The organism is Brevundimonas lutea, assembly GCF_003704105.1.
Lineage (GTDB): Bacteria > Pseudomonadota > Alphaproteobacteria > Caulobacterales > Caulobacteraceae > Brevundimonas > Brevundimonas lutea.
The window spans coordinates 196,512-211,231 of record NZ_QUOQ01000004.1; the positions used below are offsets into that span (position 1 = coordinate 196,512).

Below are 14,720 nucleotides of genomic sequence, written 5' to 3' on the forward strand. Positions count from 1 at the left end.
GGGCGTCAGCCGATGCTCTTGGCCTCTTCGGTGACGGCGTCCATGTCGACCAGCGGACGCACGCCGTCAGACTGGATCAGCACGGCCGGATAGTCGGCGAACTCGGCCGGATCGCGGCCCGCCGCGCGCAGGGCCGCAGCCACGCCTTCGCCGAACGCCAGCACCGGGGCGCCCTTGGCCAGGGTGCGGGTCACCGCATCCTTCAGGGCCTCGCTGCCCGCGTCCGTCTCGGCCGAGCCGCCCGGCACGACCAGGCCCTTCAGGGCGCCGCTGTCGATGTCCGACGTCTTCGCGGTCGGCAGGATGGTGATGCCGCCCAGGCTCATCGAGGTGTCGTCGATCGACATGGGGGCCAGGGACAGGCCGACGTTGCGGAGCGACGGCTCGGCGTCACCCAGCGGGCCGAAATCCTGGGAGCGGCGCATCAAGAGGCCCATGCGTGCGCGGATGGGGGCGCGCTGGAAACCGCCGTGGCGGCCGTTGCTGCGGGGGGCGCTGGAAGATTTGCGTTGTGCGTACAAGACGTCTCCTTCTCGGGTTGTCGATGCCGGGACGCGCGCGATCGCTCGCGCCGAAAAGCCATCCGGTCCCTCGCGCAGTCACGCGACAGGTCGGGCGGCGAAAAGTGTCTCGGGTATCTCCATAATGGGGATGCGGACCGTCTGGATCAACCCCGCCGGCCTCGCGGGCGCGGTCGACATGGTGTAGAGCGCGCCGCCCATGCCTTTCGAATTTTCCATTTCCGCCACCGACGGCCGCGCCCGCACCGGCGTCTTGAAGACCGCGCGAGGCGACATCCGGACGCCCGCCTTCATGCCCGTGGGAACGGCGGCCACGGTCAAGGCCCTGACGGTCGATCAGGTGGCCCAGACGGGCGCCGACATTCTGCTGGGCAATACCTATCACCTGATGCTGAGGCCCGGGCCGGAGCGGATGCAGCGGTTGGGGGGCCTGCACAAGTTCATGCGCTGGGACCGCCCGATCCTGACAGACTCGGGCGGGTTCCAGGTGATGAGCCTGTCGGGCATCTCGAAATTGACCGAGGAGGCGGTAACCTTCTCCAGCCACATCGACGGATCGAAACACGTCCTGACGCCCGAGCGGTCGATCGAGATCCAGGCCGACCGGCTAGGGTCGGACATCGTCATGCAGCTGGACGAATGCGTCGCCTGGCCGGCCGAGGAGGCGCGGGCGCGCGAGGGGATGGAGCTGTCGGCGCGCTGGGCGCTGCGGTCCAGGACCGCCTTCGGGACGCGTGACGCCCAGGCCCTGTTTGGCATCCAGCAGGGCTCGACCTTCGAGAACCTGCGGCGCGAAAGCTCCGACCGGCTGCGCGAGATCGGCTTCGACGGCTACGCCATCGGCGGGCTGGCCGTGGGCGAAGGCCATCAGGCGATGTGCGAAGTGCTGGACTATGCGCCCGCCATGCTGCCGGCCGAGCGGCCACGCTATCTGATGGGGGTCGGCAAGCCCGTCGATCTGGTCGAGGCGGTATGGCGGGGTGTCGACATGTTCGACTGCGTCCTGCCAACCCGGGCCGGGCGTCACGGACAGGCCTGGACGTGGTCAGGGCCGATCAACCTCAAGAACGCGCGGTTCGCCGAGGATGACAGTCCGCTCGACCCCGCCGTCCCCTGCCCGGCCTCGACCGACTATTCGCGGGCCTATCTGCACCACCTGATCCGGGCCGATGAGATTCTGGGCAAGGTGCTGCTCAGCTGGCACAACATCGCTTTCTTCCAGGCCCTCACCGCCGCCATGCGCGCGGCCATCACCGAGGGGCGGTTCGAGCAGTTCCGGCGGGATTTCCACGCAGGGTTGGAGCGCTAGGGCGGGAACCGAGGCGGCCAGCCGGAACTTGAGGCAGCGAATAGTCGCCGGAGTTTCCCATGATCCGTTCGCTGCTCATTGGCCTGGTCGCCGGCCTGCGCTCGATGACGCCGCTGGCCGCCGCGTCGATGGTGGTCGCCGCCCATCCCGAACGGGACACCGGGGCGCCAAGGCTGATCGGCAAACCCTTGGCGCGCGCCGGAGCTCTGGCCATGGCGGCGGGCGAACTGCTGGGCGACAAGTGGAAGAAGGCGCCGGACCGGACCACGCCACCGGGACTGGTCGCGCGGCTGATCACCGGCGGGATCGCGGGGGCCGCCCTGGCGCCGCGACGCGACCGCGTACCGGCGGCCGTTGTGGGCGCGGCAGGGGCGATGCTGGCCGGCTATGTCGGACTGGCGCTGAGAAAGCGGGCCATGGCTCGCTATGGCCAGACCCGCAGCGGGGTGGTCGAGGACGGCATCACCCTTCTGGCATCCACCCTGCTGATGGGCGAGCGGCGCTGAGCGCGGGGCCGCCGTATCCGGTCACGCCGGATGGTCGCTACTTTCTTGTGCGCGGGCGGCTGTGGCGGACGACCAATCCGGCCTTGAGCGAGGATCGGCGCGCCGCGCTGATGAGCGATCTGGGCCGCGCGCGTGCGGCGGTGAACGCGGCGCGGCCGGAGGGTGGGCCGGCCTTAACGAAAGCGCGGGCCGAGGTGGACGCCGCCAAGGTCGCGCTGGGCGAGCGCGGGCCGGTCTGGTGGACCGACGGCGCGCTGGACCTGAACCGCCACATGGCGCGAAACACGCCCTATGCGGACTGGGCGGCGCGTCGAGATTGGGCGAAGGGATGAACCGCCGTGGTACGTCCTCTCGGGCTCGAACCGAGGACCCTCTGATTAAAAGTCAGATGCTCTAACCAACTGAGCTAAGGACGCATCTCACGGCGGCGCGGACCATAAGGGCGAGGTTCCCGGGGGGCAAGCCTTCGCAACCGCGAAATTCAGCCGTGGACGGGACGAGAGACCCATATCAGAAGGCGGTCGATCCACGATGGCTTTGGATCGACCACCGGACGCCAGCCCAACCAGGCGGGATCGGTCTCGTCCTCGACGCCGTCGGGATCTTGATCCCAGCGCTCGCCCCAGAACAGGCCCTGTTCGGTCTCGTCCAGATCGATGAAGGGCTCGTCGCCCCCCGTGATGCCTCGCCGACCCATTCGTTCCCCCGAACGCAAAAGACCCTGCTCAAAACTGAGGAGGCCTCAGATCGCGCGATTCGCCTAGTGTCGATCTGCGGACGCACGGTGCGATCCTGGGGACCGTCTGGGGAGAACCGGCCCTCGCCTCTGGCGGCCAGTCGTCCTATCTCGGGCGCATGAGCGACGTCGCCCCCGATCCCCATGCCCGCATCGTCATACTGGGCGGCGGCCACGCGGGCGGCTCGGCGGCGGCCCTTCTTCGACAATTCGGCCATCAGGGGCCGATCGCGATCGTGGGCGAGGAGCCGGTCGTCCCCTATCAGCGTCCGCCGCTGTCCAAGGCCTGGCTGAAAGGCGAGGCCGACGAGGAGGCGCTGATCCTGCGGCCCGTCGACTGGTATGCCGAGAGCGGGGTCGAGCTTAGGCTCAACCGACGAGCGGCGTTGATCGATCTGGCGGCGGGGGCGGTGGCGTTGGAGGGCGGGGAGCGGCTGGACTTCCACGCCTTGATCATCGCCACCGGGTCGCGAGCGCGGCGGCTCGAGGCGCCGGGCGCCGACCTGCCGGGCGTGCTGAGCCTGCGGACGCAGGCGGATGCCGAGGCCATCAAGGCGCATCTGAAACCCGGCGCCCGGGTGGCGGTGATCGGCGGCGGCTATGTCGGATTGGAGGTCGCGGCTTCGGCGCGGTCGCTGGGGTGTGAGGCGGTGATCATCGAGCGCGAGCCGCGCTGCCTGGCGCGGGTGGCGTCGGAGACCCTGTCGGACGTTTACCAGGCGCGGCACCGGGCCGAGGGCGTCGAAGTTCTCACCGCCGCCTCGGTCGTCGCCTTCGAGGGCGGCGAGCGTGTCGAGGCGATGACGCTAGCCGACGGCCGTCGCATCGCCTGCGACCTCGCCGTGGTCGGGGTGGGCGGGGTGGCGGAAGACGGTCTGGCGCGGGCGGCGGGGCTGGCGTGCGCCGACGGGGTAGTAGTGGATCACGACGCCCGCGCCTCGGACCCACGCGTCTTCGCCATCGGCGATGTGTCGCGGCGTCCCCTGCCCCTGTATGAAGACCGGCTATTCCGGCTGGAGAGCGTGCCCAACGCCCTGGAGCAGGCGCGTCAGGCGGCGGCGGCCCTGACCGGACGGCCCCGCCCTCCGGCCGAGGTTCCGTGGTTCTGGTCGGACCAGTATGATCTGAAGCTGCAGATCGCCGGCCTGCCGTTCGAAGCGGATCGCCAGGTGATCCGCCGCCTGCCCGCGGGCGGCCTGGCCGTCTTCCATCTCAGGGGCGATCGGCTGCGCGCGGTCGAGGCGGTCAACGCCCCGGCCGAGTTCATGGGCGGCAAGATGCTGATCCTGAAAGGCACGCTCGTCGATGCGGCCAAGCTGGCCGACCCGGACGTGTCGATCAAACAGGTCGCGCTGTAGGGCCGAAAAGCAAAACGCCCGGCCGGGGCCGGGCGTCTTCAAGTCAGAGAGCCGGGCTCTCTTACTTGATCTTGCCTTCCTTGAATTCGACGTGCTTCTTCACAACCGGATCGTACTTCTTGACGACCATTTTTTCGGTCATGGTGCGGGCGTTCTTCTTGGTGACATAGAAGAAGCCGGTGTCCGCCGTCGAGTTCAGGCGGATTTTGATGGAAGCCGGTTTGGCCATCGGACGTACCTCTGCGACGGCGAAAGCCGCTGAAAAATGAGGCGCGGAACATACTCAGGCGCGCCCCAAAGTCAACGGGCCCCCGGCGGCCCCCGTCATCGGTCAGAACAGGCTGGTGTCCAGGGTCGTGACCTCGCCCTCGATCCAGATCCGCATGTCCGCCTGACCGTCGCCGTCGATATCCATCAGCAGGGCCGTGCGTCCGGCGTCGGCGTCGTATTCCAGCGTCGCTTGACCCCGCTCGTTTGAGAAGGCGTCGACCAGGGTGAAGGCGTCGTCGCCGTCATCGAGCCCATTGGCGTCAATGGCCGACAGATCGATCCGATCCGCCGAATCCAGGCCGGTGATGACATCAGAGCTCGCCAAGGCCGAATCCTCCGCCTTGGAGAAGACGAAGCGATCGGCGCCGGCGCCGCCGTCCAGTCGATCGGCGCCAAGCCCCCCGTTCAGCACGTCGTCGCCCGATCCGCCGATCAGGGTGTCGTCCCCCAGGCCGCCGAACAGGATGTCGTGGCTTTCCTCGCCATCCAGAACGTTGTCCCCGTCATTCCCAGTCAGGACGTTCGCCAGGCTGTTGCCGCGCACGTCCAGGTCCGCCGAACCGGTCAGGATCACGTCCTCCGCATAGACGCCGGTCAGGTCGAAATCGACGCTGCTGACGACCGTGTCGTGGCCTTGTCCCGAGAACTCCCAAACCACGTCGCCAAGGTTATCGACATAGTAGGTGTCATCGCCAAAACGGCCCGCCATCTGGTCCGCGCCTTGGCGCCCGTCGAGAACGTTGTCGCCGCTGTTGCCGACGAGACGGTTAGCCTGGGTGTTGCCGGTGGCGTCGATATCCCCGGCTCCATCGAGAACCAGGCGCTCGACATAGGTGTCCGCGAGAGAATAGCTGACGGTCGACCATATTTGGTCGAACCCCTCGCCGGCGAGCTCCCAAACCCGGTCGCGGACGTTGTCGACGTAATAGATGTCGTCGCCGCCGTGACCCGCCATCTGGTCGGCGCCGCCCAGTCCATTCAGCACATTGTTACCGGAATTTCCGACCAGTCGGTTGGCCTGGGCGTTTCCGTCAGCGTTCAGATTCGCCGTCCCGGTCAGCACCAGCCTTTCGGCTCGACCGCCCTCCAGCGAATAGCTGACCGACGACCAGATCTGGTCAAAGCCTTCGCCGGCGAACTCCCAGACCCGGTCGTCGACATTGTCGACCCAATAGATGTCGTCGCCCAAGCCGCCCGCCATCTGGTCGGCGCCCTCGCGGCCATCCAGCTTGTTGTTCCCCGAGTTGCCGACCAGACGGTTCTCGCGGCCATCTCCGGTCGCGTCGATATCGGCCGATCCGGTCAGCACCAGCCGCTCGATCTGATCATTGTCGAGGGCATAGCTGACCGAGGCGAACACCTGGTCGAAACCGGCGTTGACAAACTCCTCGACCACATCGCCAACATGATCAACGTAGTAGATGTCGTCGCCCAGGCCACCGTACATCTGATCGGCGCCCGCGCCGCCGTCCATGGTGTCATTGCCCTCCAGACCGAACAGCACGTCCCGTCCATCGAGGCCAGACAAGGTGTCGTCCTGATCCGTTCCGATCAGGTCATCATCGCCCCCCGTGGCGGCCGCATCGGCGGAAAAGGCGTCGAAGCGGCGCAGATAGACCTCCGTCTCCCCGCCGACCTGCTCGGTCCAAGCGACGCTCCAGGTTCCATCGGCGTTGACCGCGAGCGTCGCCCCCAGGTGGTTTCCGGCGCGATCGTCAATCAGGAACTCGTCGGTGCGGGGCGAGCCGTCGCCGTTGAACTCCTGGGCGACGAGGATGCCGGAGCGAATTTCGATCAGCACATAGCCGCCATCGGGCAATTCGGCTGTCATCGGCGCCGGGTCCAAGCCGCCGGGACTGGTGTCCGGCTGGCCCGCGTCGGTGAACGCCGCGCGCCCCGCGCCACCGATGCTGGAATACGTGACTATGAAGCCACCGTTGGCCGATACTTCGAGGTTCTCGAGCGTGGTGGGTGAGCCCGGGTCGCCAACGATAAAGAAGTTGGTTTCCTGGCCATCCGCGCTGACGACATAGCCCAGGAGGCTGTCGTCGCTCCGGAACAGCAAGGCGACGTCGCCGTTGGGCAGGCCGATCGCCGCCAGCGACTCCAGCTCGCTCCGTTCATGGATGATGAACGGTTCGCCCACCGATTGGCCGTCCGCGTCGAGCCTCTGGCCGTAGATCTGACCGTCCTCGAACGAGCCGGCGATGTTGAACACCAGATAGCCATCGCCCGAGGCCACGATCTGAGGATCGTCATATCCCCCGGGGAGCGGCATGGGTTCGCCGATCGGTTGGCCGTCGGGGTCGAAAAACTGCAGTTGGTTCGCCGCAGTCACGACGGCGTAGCGGCCGTCAGCCCCGCGGGCGACGACGGCATAGCCCTCGCCTCTTCCCAGCTTCACATCATTGGTCAGAAAACGGGCCATTGTCGCACTCCCACAACTGTTTCGCGTACCTGACCACGCGGAACCGCAGCGGGCAACCTTGGCCGGAACCCGGCGGCCCCGGGCGGCGCTGTAGCCGCATGTCTCCCGACCTCACCGCCCTCGATCAGATCGACGACACCGCGCTGCTGCGTGTAGCGGGCGCCACCATCACCGTCGGTGGGTTGGTCTCGGCGGCGGTGATCCTGGGCATCGCCATTGTGCTGTCCTGGGCGGTGACGCGGGGTCTGCGGCGGGCTCGCGACCGATCGAACCGATCGGCGGGGGCTCTGTATCTGCTCGAGAAGCTGGCCGGCTACGGCATCGTCATCGCCGGCGTGATGATGGCCCTGTCGGCGACCGGGCTGAACCTGTCGTCCCTGGCGATCTTCGCCGGCGCCATCGGCATCGGCATCGGCCTGGGTCTGCAGGGTGTGGTCAAGGAGTTCGTCTCGGGCATCTTCCTGATCTTCGACCGCATGGTGTCGGTCGGCGACTATGTCGAGCTGGAGGACGCCGGGGTGAAGGGCGCGATCATGGAGATCGGCCCGCGCGCCACCCGCATCCGCACCAACGACAACGTCAACGTCCTGGTCCCCAACAGCCATCTGATCGAGGGGCCGGTCACCAACTGGACGCTGAAGGGCGACACCCGGCGCATCCACATTCCCTTCGGCGTCGCCTATGGCGCCGACCGTGGCAAGGTGCGCGACGCGGTGCTCGCCGCCGCCCGCGCCAGCCCCTTCACCCTGCCCGAGACCGACGCGCGCAAGTGTCAGGTCTGGCTGGTCAAGTTCGGCGACAGCGCCCTGGAGTTCGAGCTGCTGGTCTGGCCGACCAAGGAAGCCGTCAAGCGCCCCGGCGCCATGCACGCCGCCTATACCTGGCTGATCGCCGACGCCCTGGACGCCGCCGGTGTCGAGGTGCCCTTCCCCCAGACCGATCTGCATGTCCGCAGCCTGTTCGGGCGGGAGGGCGACGACGCGCTGAAGGTGCTGGGCCACGGCGAGCGGCTGACCCCGGCGCCGGCCGCGCCCCAGACCCCACCCCAGCCCTCGGGCGCCAACGATGCGGCCGACGACCTGCTGGCCCCACCGCCCTCGCCCGACCCCGAACCCGACCGCCAGCGTGAGGCCGATCGCGCCTCCGATCGGCGGCCATGACCCTGCCGCCGCTCGGCGACCTCGCGCCCGACCCGTACATCCTGATCCTGACCGGAGTCGGTCTGCTGATCGCCCTGGTGGCCTGGCTGCCGCTGGCCTTGAAGCGGCTGCCGCTCAGCCTGCCGATCGTGTGCGTGATCATCGGCGCGGCCATCTTCGCCCTGCCCCAGGCCACGCTCCAGCCCCGCCCCCTCGCCTATCCCGAGATCGCCGAGCGGTTCACCGAGTTCGTCGTTATCATCGCCCTTATGGGGGCCGGACTTAAGATCGACCGGCCGTTCGACTGGCGACGTTGGGGCGTCACCTGGCGGCTGCTGGCCATCACCATGCCGCTCAGCATCCTGGCCATCACCGGCCTTGGCATGTGGGCCGGCCTGCCGCTGGTCGGCGCCCTGCTGCTTGGCGCGGCTCTGGCGCCGACCGATCCCGTGCTGGCCTCCGACGTTCAGGTCGGTCCACCCAAAGGCGGCGGCGAGGATGAGGTGCGGTTCGGCCTGACGTCGGAGGCCGGGCTCAATGACGGCCTGGCCTTTCCCTTCGTACATCTGGCGATCGTGCTCAGCCTGGCCATGCCGACCGGCGAGCCGTGGCTGCTCAACTGGCTCAGCTACAATGTGCTGTGGGAGATCGGCGCCGGCGTCGTTGGGGGCTGGCTGATCGGCAAGGTGTTCGGCTGGCTGACCTTTCACGTCCCGGGCGACGGCAAGCTGGCAAAGACCGGCGACGGCCTGATCGCCATCGCCGCCACCTTCGTCAGCTATGGCCTGACAGAGATCGTTCACTGCTACGGCTTCCTCGCCGTCTTCGTCACCGCCCTGACCCTCCGCCACGCTCACCGCGATCACGACTTCCACCGCGAGATGCACGACCTGGTCGAGCAGGTGGAGCGGCTGGCCATGATGCTGCTGCTGATCCTGTTCGGCGGCGCGGTGGTCACCGGCATGCTGGGCGCGCTCAGCCTGACCGACATCGCCCTCGCCGTCGCTGTGCTGCTGATCGTCCGGCCCGTGGCGGGGCTGGTCGGACTGATCGGCCACCCTTCGCCGTTCCGCGAGAAGTTCACCCTCGCCTTTTTCGGCATCCGCGGCGTTGGCTCGATCTACTACCTGACCTACGGCCTGAACCACGGCGCGTTCGAGGGCGCCGAGCGGCTGTGGGGCATCGTCGGGCTGATCGTGCTGTTGTCGGTCCTGCTGCACGGCCTGACGGTGACTCCGGTGATGCGTCGTCTGGACCAGAGCTCGGGTCGCGACCCCGACGATCCAGGTCGCGCATCCATCCCGCCGCCGGGCCTCAAAGGGCCGGCGCATTAGGTCACCGACAGAACGGCCGCGTCCCGGGCTCCAGGTGCAAATGATCGTCGTGGAAGCTGTTGTACTCGGGCGACAGCACCGTGCCGAACAGGTGACAGGCCTCGTCACGGATACGCCTCAGGAACCGCCCCTCTTCGGTCCCGTCGTCCCAGTCGGCGGCCACGGTGATGCGCCGCCCGTCGCGCAACCTGACCCCGGCGAAATCCAGCGCCGCCGCTTGGGAGTGGGCGCTGGGCCGCGCGCCCGCCTGACCGTTGACGCCCCGACAGGCATAGGTGCCGAAATGGTCTATCTGGACGACCTCCGAACCGAGGATTTCGCGGGCCGCCGGCTCCACCGACTGCCGCCGCCAGATGCTAAAGGCCAGAGCCGTCTCGCAGGTCATCACCGGCGCGGCGGGCGACAGGCGCGCGACCGTGCCCCGGTCGACGTCCAGCGTGCCCGCCCCCACGACGCCGCAGGTCGCCGTATCGACCCGGTCCGGCACGGGCGTCAGCTGGACCTGGGCCGCCAGCAGGGTGGCGTGGCACGAGCCGAAGTCGGCCGCCGCCTGCCGGATGCGTCCCGCCGTCCCGCCGTCGATGGGGGCGTCGATCAGGCCGAAGTCGGCGCGCCCGGTTCCCTGCGGCTGGATCGGAGCCGGAGCCGATCCGGCCGGACGCGGCGGATCCCGGAAATCCGGCAGCAGCCGCCCGCAACCGGCCAAGGTGAGCAGCAGGGAGACGCTGGTCAGGAAAAGGAGCCTCAGACGCATGATCCGAAGCGGCGGCGCCTGCGTCGATTCGTCAACTCAAGAGAGCGCCAGCACGACCACTCTCGACACGCGGACAATCACTGGTAAAACTTGTTTCATTAAAGCGACTGACGGGGCGTCGGCTCCGCGACCCATGAAGGAGACGCCGCGCCCATGATCCGCCCCGCTCTCGCCGCCGTGCTGCTGGCCGCAACGGCCCTGACCGCATGCGCCCAAACGCCCGATGCCTCGACAGCATCACCCTCGGGCGAGATCCCCCGCTTCTATTTCGGCGCCGACCTCTCCTATGTGAACGAGATGGAGGATTGCGGCGCGGTCTATCGGGTCGAGGGCCAGCCGACCGACGCCTTCGAACTGTTCAGCGACATCGGCACGAATCTGGTGCGGGTCCGCCTGTGGAACGACGCCGAGTGGACGCCCTACTCCTACCTGGCCGACGTCAAGGAGACCATTCGCCGGTCGCGTGCGGCGGGCATGCAGGTGCTGCTGAACTTCCACTATTCGGACGACTGGGCCGACGGCGACCACCAGTCGGTGCCGGCCGAGTGGCTGGCCATCAAGAACGACGTGCCGGCGTTGAGTCAGGCGCTCTACGACTACACCCTGGCGACGCTGCGCGAGCTCGACGCCGAGGGGCTGATGCCGGAGATGGTTCAGGTCGGCAACGAGACCAATGTCGAGCTGATGGCCCAGGACACGCGCGAAAGCCCGATGCCGCCGTTCAACTGGACCCGCAACGCCGCCCTGCTCAACGCCGGGATCCGCGCCGTCCGCGACGCCGGCGCCGAGAGCGCCATCAAGCCGCGCATCATGCTCCACGTCGCCCAGCCCGAGAACGTCGAGCCCTGGTTCGAGAAGGCCGAGGAATACGGCGTCACCGGCTATGACCTGATCGGGATCAGCTTCTATCACAAATGGTCCACGATGGACCTGGACGGGCTGCAGGGCGTGGTGGGACGGGTGGTCCGGGCCTATCCGGATCGGGACGTGATCGTGGTCGAAACGGCCTATCCCTTCACCCTGGAGGGCGCGGACGAGGCGGGCAATCTGCTGGGCGAGCCGCTGTTGCCCGGCTATCCGGCGACACCGGACGGCCAGATGAAGTTCCTGACCGACCTGACCCAGATGACCATCGACGCCGGCGGCGTGGGGGTGGTGACCTGGGAGCCGGCCTGGGTCTCGACCGGCTGCAAGACGCGGTGGGCGACGGGCTCGAACTGGGAGAACGCCACCCATTTCGACTGGACCCGCGGCAATGAGTTGATCCCCAGCGGCCGCTGGGCCCAGCACGACTATCGCTGGCCGGAGTGACCTAGCCGGGTGGGGCACGGGCGCCTATCTTGGCGTTCATGAACCGTTCCTCGACCCCGGCGCCCGCCAAGCCCCGCCTTCAGAAGCCGAAGCACACGCCTGGCGTGGCCGAGGCCCAGGCGCCGTTCGTTCGGGACGGGATGCCGATGTTCGCGCCGGTGGCGGGCCCTCGGCTGACGCCGGAGGAGGCGCCGGGGGCGCCGGAGGCGTGGACGCCGCACCGGCCGGACCGGCCGAAGGGCAGGAAGCACACGCCGTTCCGGCTTGAGACGTCCTACGTCCCGGCGGGGGACCAGCCGGCGGCGATCGCGGAGCTGGTCGCCCAGGCGGAAGCCGGAGACCGCGATCAGGTTCTCTTGGGGGTCACGGGGTCGGGGAAGACCTTCACCATGGCCAAGGTCATCGAGGCGACCCAGCGGCCGGCGCTGATCCTGGCCCCCAACAAGACGCTGGCGGCGCAGCTTTATAGCGAATTCAAGGGCTTTTTCCCGGATAACGCGGTCGAGTACTTCGTCAGCTATTACGACTACTATCAGCCCGAAGCGTATGTACCAAAATCTGATACTTACATTGAGAAGGACTCGTCGATCAATGAGCAGATCGACCGGATGCGGCACTCGGCGACTCGGGCTATACTAGAACGGGATGATGTCATTGTTGTGGCGTCGGTGAGCTGTATTTACGGGATCGGCTCGGTCGAGACCTATACGGCGATGACGTTCGACCTGAAGGTGGGCGCGACGATCGACGAGGCGAAGCTGAGGGCCGATCTGATCGCGCTGCAGTACAAGCGCAACGACGCCGCGTTCGAGCGGGGCATGTTCCGCAAGCGCGGCGACACCCTGGAGATCTTCCCCGTCCACCTGGAGGACCGGGCGTGGCGGGTCAGCCTGTTCGGCGACGAGGTCGAGGCGATCCAGGAGTTCGACCCCCTGACCGGCAAGAAGACGGCCGACCTGACCGAGGTCACGGTCTATGCCGCCAGCCACTATGTGACGCCGCGCCCGACGCTGAACCAGGCCATCACCGGCATCAAGGCCGAGATGAAGGAGACGCTGGACTGGATGGTCGAGAACGGCAAGCTGCTGGAGGCCCAGCGGCTGGAGCAGCGCACCCGGTTCGACCTGGAGATGATGGAGGCGACGGGATCGTGCGCCGGCATCGAGAACTATTCCCGCTGGCTGACCGGCCGGGCGCCGGGCGAGCCGCCGCCGACCTTCTTCGAATACATCCCCGACAACGCCCTGCTGTTCGTGGACGAGAGCCACGTCACCATCGGCCAGATCAACGGCATGTTCCGGGGCGACTATCGGCGCAAATCGACCCTGGCCGAATACGGATTCCGCCTGCCCAGCTGTATCGACAACAGACCCCTCAAGTTCGACGAGTGGGACGCCATGCGGCCCCAGACGGTGCACGTCAGCGCCACCCCCGGCCCGTGGGAGATGGAGCGCGCCGGCGGCGTGTTCGTCGAGCAGGTGATCCGCCCCACCGGCCTGATCGACCCGCCGGTCGAGGTCCGCCCGGTGACCAGCGCCACGGCCAACCAGGTCGACGACGTCATCGCCGAGGTCAAGGAGACGGCGGCCAAGGGCTATCGCAGCCTGGTCACCGTCCTGACCAAACGCATGGCCGAGGACCTGACCGAATATATGCACGAGCAGGGGGTGCGGGTCCGCTACATGCACTCCGACGTCGACACCCTGGAGCGGATCGAGATCCTGCGCGACCTGCGGCTGGGGTCGTTCGACGTGCTGATCGGCATCAACCTGCTGCGGGAGGGGCTGGACATCCCCGAATGCGGCCTGGTCGCCATCCTGGACGCCGACAAGGAGGGCTTCCTGCGCTCGGAGACCAGTCTGATCCAGACCATCGGCCGGGCGGCGCGCAACGTCGACGGCCGGGTGATCCTGTACGCCGACCGCATCACCGGCTCGATGGAGCGGGCCATGGCCGAGACCGACCGGCGGCGCGAGCGCCAGGAGGCCTATAACGCCGAACACGGCATCACGCCCGAGAGCGTGCGCCGCGACATCAAGGAGATCCTGGCCAGCCCCTATGAGAGCCGCGCCCTGGACCAGCTGACCCGCCCCGGCGTCGCCGAGGACGCCAAACCCTTCGTCGGCTCCAACTTCCAGGCGGCGCTGAAGGACCTGGAAAGCCGCATGCGCGACGCCGCCGCCAACCTGGAGTTCGAACAGGCCGCCAAACTGCGCGACGAGATCAAGCGCATGAAGCTGCTGGACCTGGAATTCGCCAACGAGGCCCTGACCGGCGCCGGTGAAGAGGTGGACAAGGCCGCGCCCAAGCGGTGGCGGGCGGAGGCGAATGCGGAGAAGGTGGAGAGGATTAGGCGGGGGCGCTAACGAACCGTAACGAATGCGTATCCGCGCGGTCGCTCTGGACCGCCATTTCGTCGCTCGAAGACCGCTCGGACGCTGCGTCCCAGCATCCAATGCGTTACCGTTGAAATCTGGAAACGATTTACGTTACCGATCTTGTTGCCGCGCCACAAAAACGCAATTGCGGACGAATCGTATGGATTATCCGGCTCAAGCATGAGCTGAATTTCTTCGCCTTCAAGCAAACCGGCCGTGTGTGCCGAATAGTGCCGAAATCCAGCAATTTCCAGCATGCGCTCGCAAGGAACACAAGCTTCCTCCAGCCTGTCAACTAGAGCAAATCCGTCGCTCGGAAGCTTGGCTTCCGTGTATCCTAGCAATGCAAAATCGCTGATCTCGCAAGTCTGCAAACGAAAATTCCGTAGATAGTGAGCGAAATCTGACCGCTCCCGTGGGGGTAGCCGCCTCTTGAACACTGACAAGGCGTTCTCGTGGCTTCGGGAATCTGGTCGGAACGCCGGATAGCCTACATAGCCCAGAGCCTTGGCCGCAGACACCTCGTCGTCTGCTCGATACACCAGGATCGCATCGTTACCCTCCCTCAGCAGATCAGCAACACCGAAGCGCTTCCGATCTCGACCACTAAGGTCGGGCGATTGCCAAGTCAGCACGAGCCGTGACGGTTCGCAGACATGTTCGATGGCGTTCATAT

General features: G+C 67.3%; 14 protein-coding genes and 1 tRNA gene. 8 read left to right on the top strand and 7 right to left on the bottom strand.

Annotation, left to right across the window (positions count from 1 at the left end; all coding sequences use genetic code 11):
* Positions 1 to 5: 5 nt before the first annotated feature.
* A complete protein-coding gene (locus EES48_RS08220) occupies positions 6 to 425 on the bottom strand; it encodes a helix-turn-helix domain-containing protein (protein WP_162998085.1) in 420 nt (139 codons plus the stop codon).
* Between the two features lie 295 nt (positions 426 to 720).
* Here EES48_RS08220 and tgt point away from each other — a divergent pair, with 295 nt between their 5' ends.
* From tgt to EES48_RS08235, 3 genes are all read left to right on the top strand, one after another.
* Positions 721 to 1,830 (top strand): tRNA guanosine(34) transglycosylase Tgt, encoded by a 1,110-nt coding sequence (tgt, locus tag EES48_RS08225; protein ID WP_122465913.1) that lies wholly within the window; start codon positions 721 to 723, stop codon positions 1,828 to 1,830.
* 59 nt (positions 1,831 to 1,889) lie between these two features.
* Positions 1,890 to 2,336 carry a DUF4126 domain-containing protein gene (locus tag EES48_RS08230; protein ID WP_122465914.1) on the top strand — a complete coding sequence of 149 codons (447 nt, stop codon included), beginning with the start codon at positions 1,890 to 1,892 and terminating at the stop codon, positions 2,334 to 2,336.
* A 110-nt stretch (positions 2,337 to 2,446) separates the two neighbouring features.
* Positions 2,447 to 2,668 carry a hypothetical protein gene (locus EES48_RS08235; protein ID WP_240623283.1) on the top strand — a complete coding sequence of 74 codons (222 nt, stop codon included), beginning with the start codon at positions 2,447 to 2,449 and terminating at the stop codon, positions 2,666 to 2,668.
* Between the two features lie 7 nt (positions 2,669 to 2,675).
* Here the strand turns inward: EES48_RS08235 and EES48_RS08240 are convergent.
* Positions 2,676 to 2,752 (bottom strand) — tRNA-Lys (locus EES48_RS08240).
* 65 nt (positions 2,753 to 2,817) lie between these two features.
* The gene (locus EES48_RS08245) at positions 2,818 to 3,033 is read right to left on the bottom strand and encodes a hypothetical protein (protein WP_122465915.1); all 216 of its coding nucleotides are present in this window, start codon (positions 3,031 to 3,033) and stop codon (positions 2,818 to 2,820) included.
* Between the two features lie 158 nt (positions 3,034 to 3,191).
* On the opposite strand from EES48_RS08245, the gene EES48_RS08250 reads away from it, so the two are divergent.
* Positions 3,192 to 4,430: an NAD(P)/FAD-dependent oxidoreductase gene (locus EES48_RS08250; protein ID WP_122465916.1), complete on the top strand. Its 1,239-nt coding sequence runs from the start codon at positions 3,192 to 3,194 to the stop codon at positions 4,428 to 4,430.
* 61 nt (positions 4,431 to 4,491) lie between these two features.
* Here EES48_RS08250 and rpmG read toward each other — a convergent pair whose 3' ends face one another.
* Together rpmG and EES48_RS08260 are read right to left on the bottom strand one after the other, a co-directional pair.
* Positions 4,492 to 4,659, bottom strand: a complete 168-nt coding sequence (gene rpmG / locus EES48_RS08255; protein WP_029417689.1) for a 50S ribosomal protein L33 — start codon at positions 4,657 to 4,659, stop codon at positions 4,492 to 4,494.
* Positions 4,660 to 4,761: 102 nt separating this feature from the next.
* Positions 4,762 to 7,128, bottom strand: a complete 2,367-nt coding sequence (locus tag EES48_RS08260; RefSeq protein WP_122465917.1) for a calcium-binding protein — start codon at positions 7,126 to 7,128, stop codon at positions 4,762 to 4,764.
* A 98-nt stretch (positions 7,129 to 7,226) separates the two neighbouring features.
* Here EES48_RS08260 and EES48_RS08265 point away from each other — a divergent pair, with 98 nt between their 5' ends.
* Both EES48_RS08265 and EES48_RS08270 read left to right on the top strand, forming a co-directional pair.
* Positions 7,227 to 8,288, top strand: a complete 1,062-nt coding sequence (locus EES48_RS08265) for a mechanosensitive ion channel family protein (RefSeq protein WP_122465918.1) — start codon at positions 7,227 to 7,229, stop codon at positions 8,286 to 8,288.
* Positions 8,285 to 9,601 carry a cation:proton antiporter gene (locus tag EES48_RS08270; protein WP_122465919.1) on the top strand — a complete coding sequence of 439 codons (1,317 nt, stop codon included), beginning with the start codon at positions 8,285 to 8,287 and terminating at the stop codon, positions 9,599 to 9,601. Before EES48_RS08265 ends, EES48_RS08270 begins: the two co-directional genes overlap by 4 nt.
* Position 9,602: 1 nt before the next feature.
* Here EES48_RS08270 and EES48_RS08275 read toward each other — a convergent pair whose 3' ends face one another.
* Positions 9,603 to 10,355, bottom strand: coding sequence for an extensin-like domain-containing protein (locus EES48_RS08275; protein ID WP_122465920.1), 753 nt, complete (start codon positions 10,353 to 10,355; stop codon positions 9,603 to 9,605).
* A 153-nt stretch (positions 10,356 to 10,508) separates the two neighbouring features.
* On the opposite strand from EES48_RS08275, the gene EES48_RS08280 reads away from it, so the two are divergent.
* Together EES48_RS08280 and uvrB are read left to right on the top strand one after the other, a co-directional pair.
* Complete coding sequence (locus EES48_RS08280) at positions 10,509 to 11,666, top strand: glycoside hydrolase family 53 protein (protein ID WP_122465921.1); 1,158 nt, start codon at positions 10,509 to 10,511, stop codon at positions 11,664 to 11,666.
* A gap of 38 nt (positions 11,667 to 11,704) precedes the next feature.
* Positions 11,705 to 14,032, top strand: coding sequence for an excinuclease ABC subunit UvrB (gene uvrB / locus EES48_RS08285; protein ID WP_122465922.1), 2,328 nt, complete (start codon positions 11,705 to 11,707; stop codon positions 14,030 to 14,032).
* On the opposite strand, the gene EES48_RS08290 is transcribed toward uvrB, so the two are convergent.
* Positions 14,029 to 14,718 (bottom strand): HIRAN domain-containing protein, encoded by a 690-nt coding sequence (locus tag EES48_RS08290; protein ID WP_162998086.1) that lies wholly within the window; start codon positions 14,716 to 14,718, stop codon positions 14,029 to 14,031. The genes uvrB and EES48_RS08290 overlap by 4 nt on opposite strands.
* Positions 14,719 to 14,720: the final 2 nt, after the last annotated feature.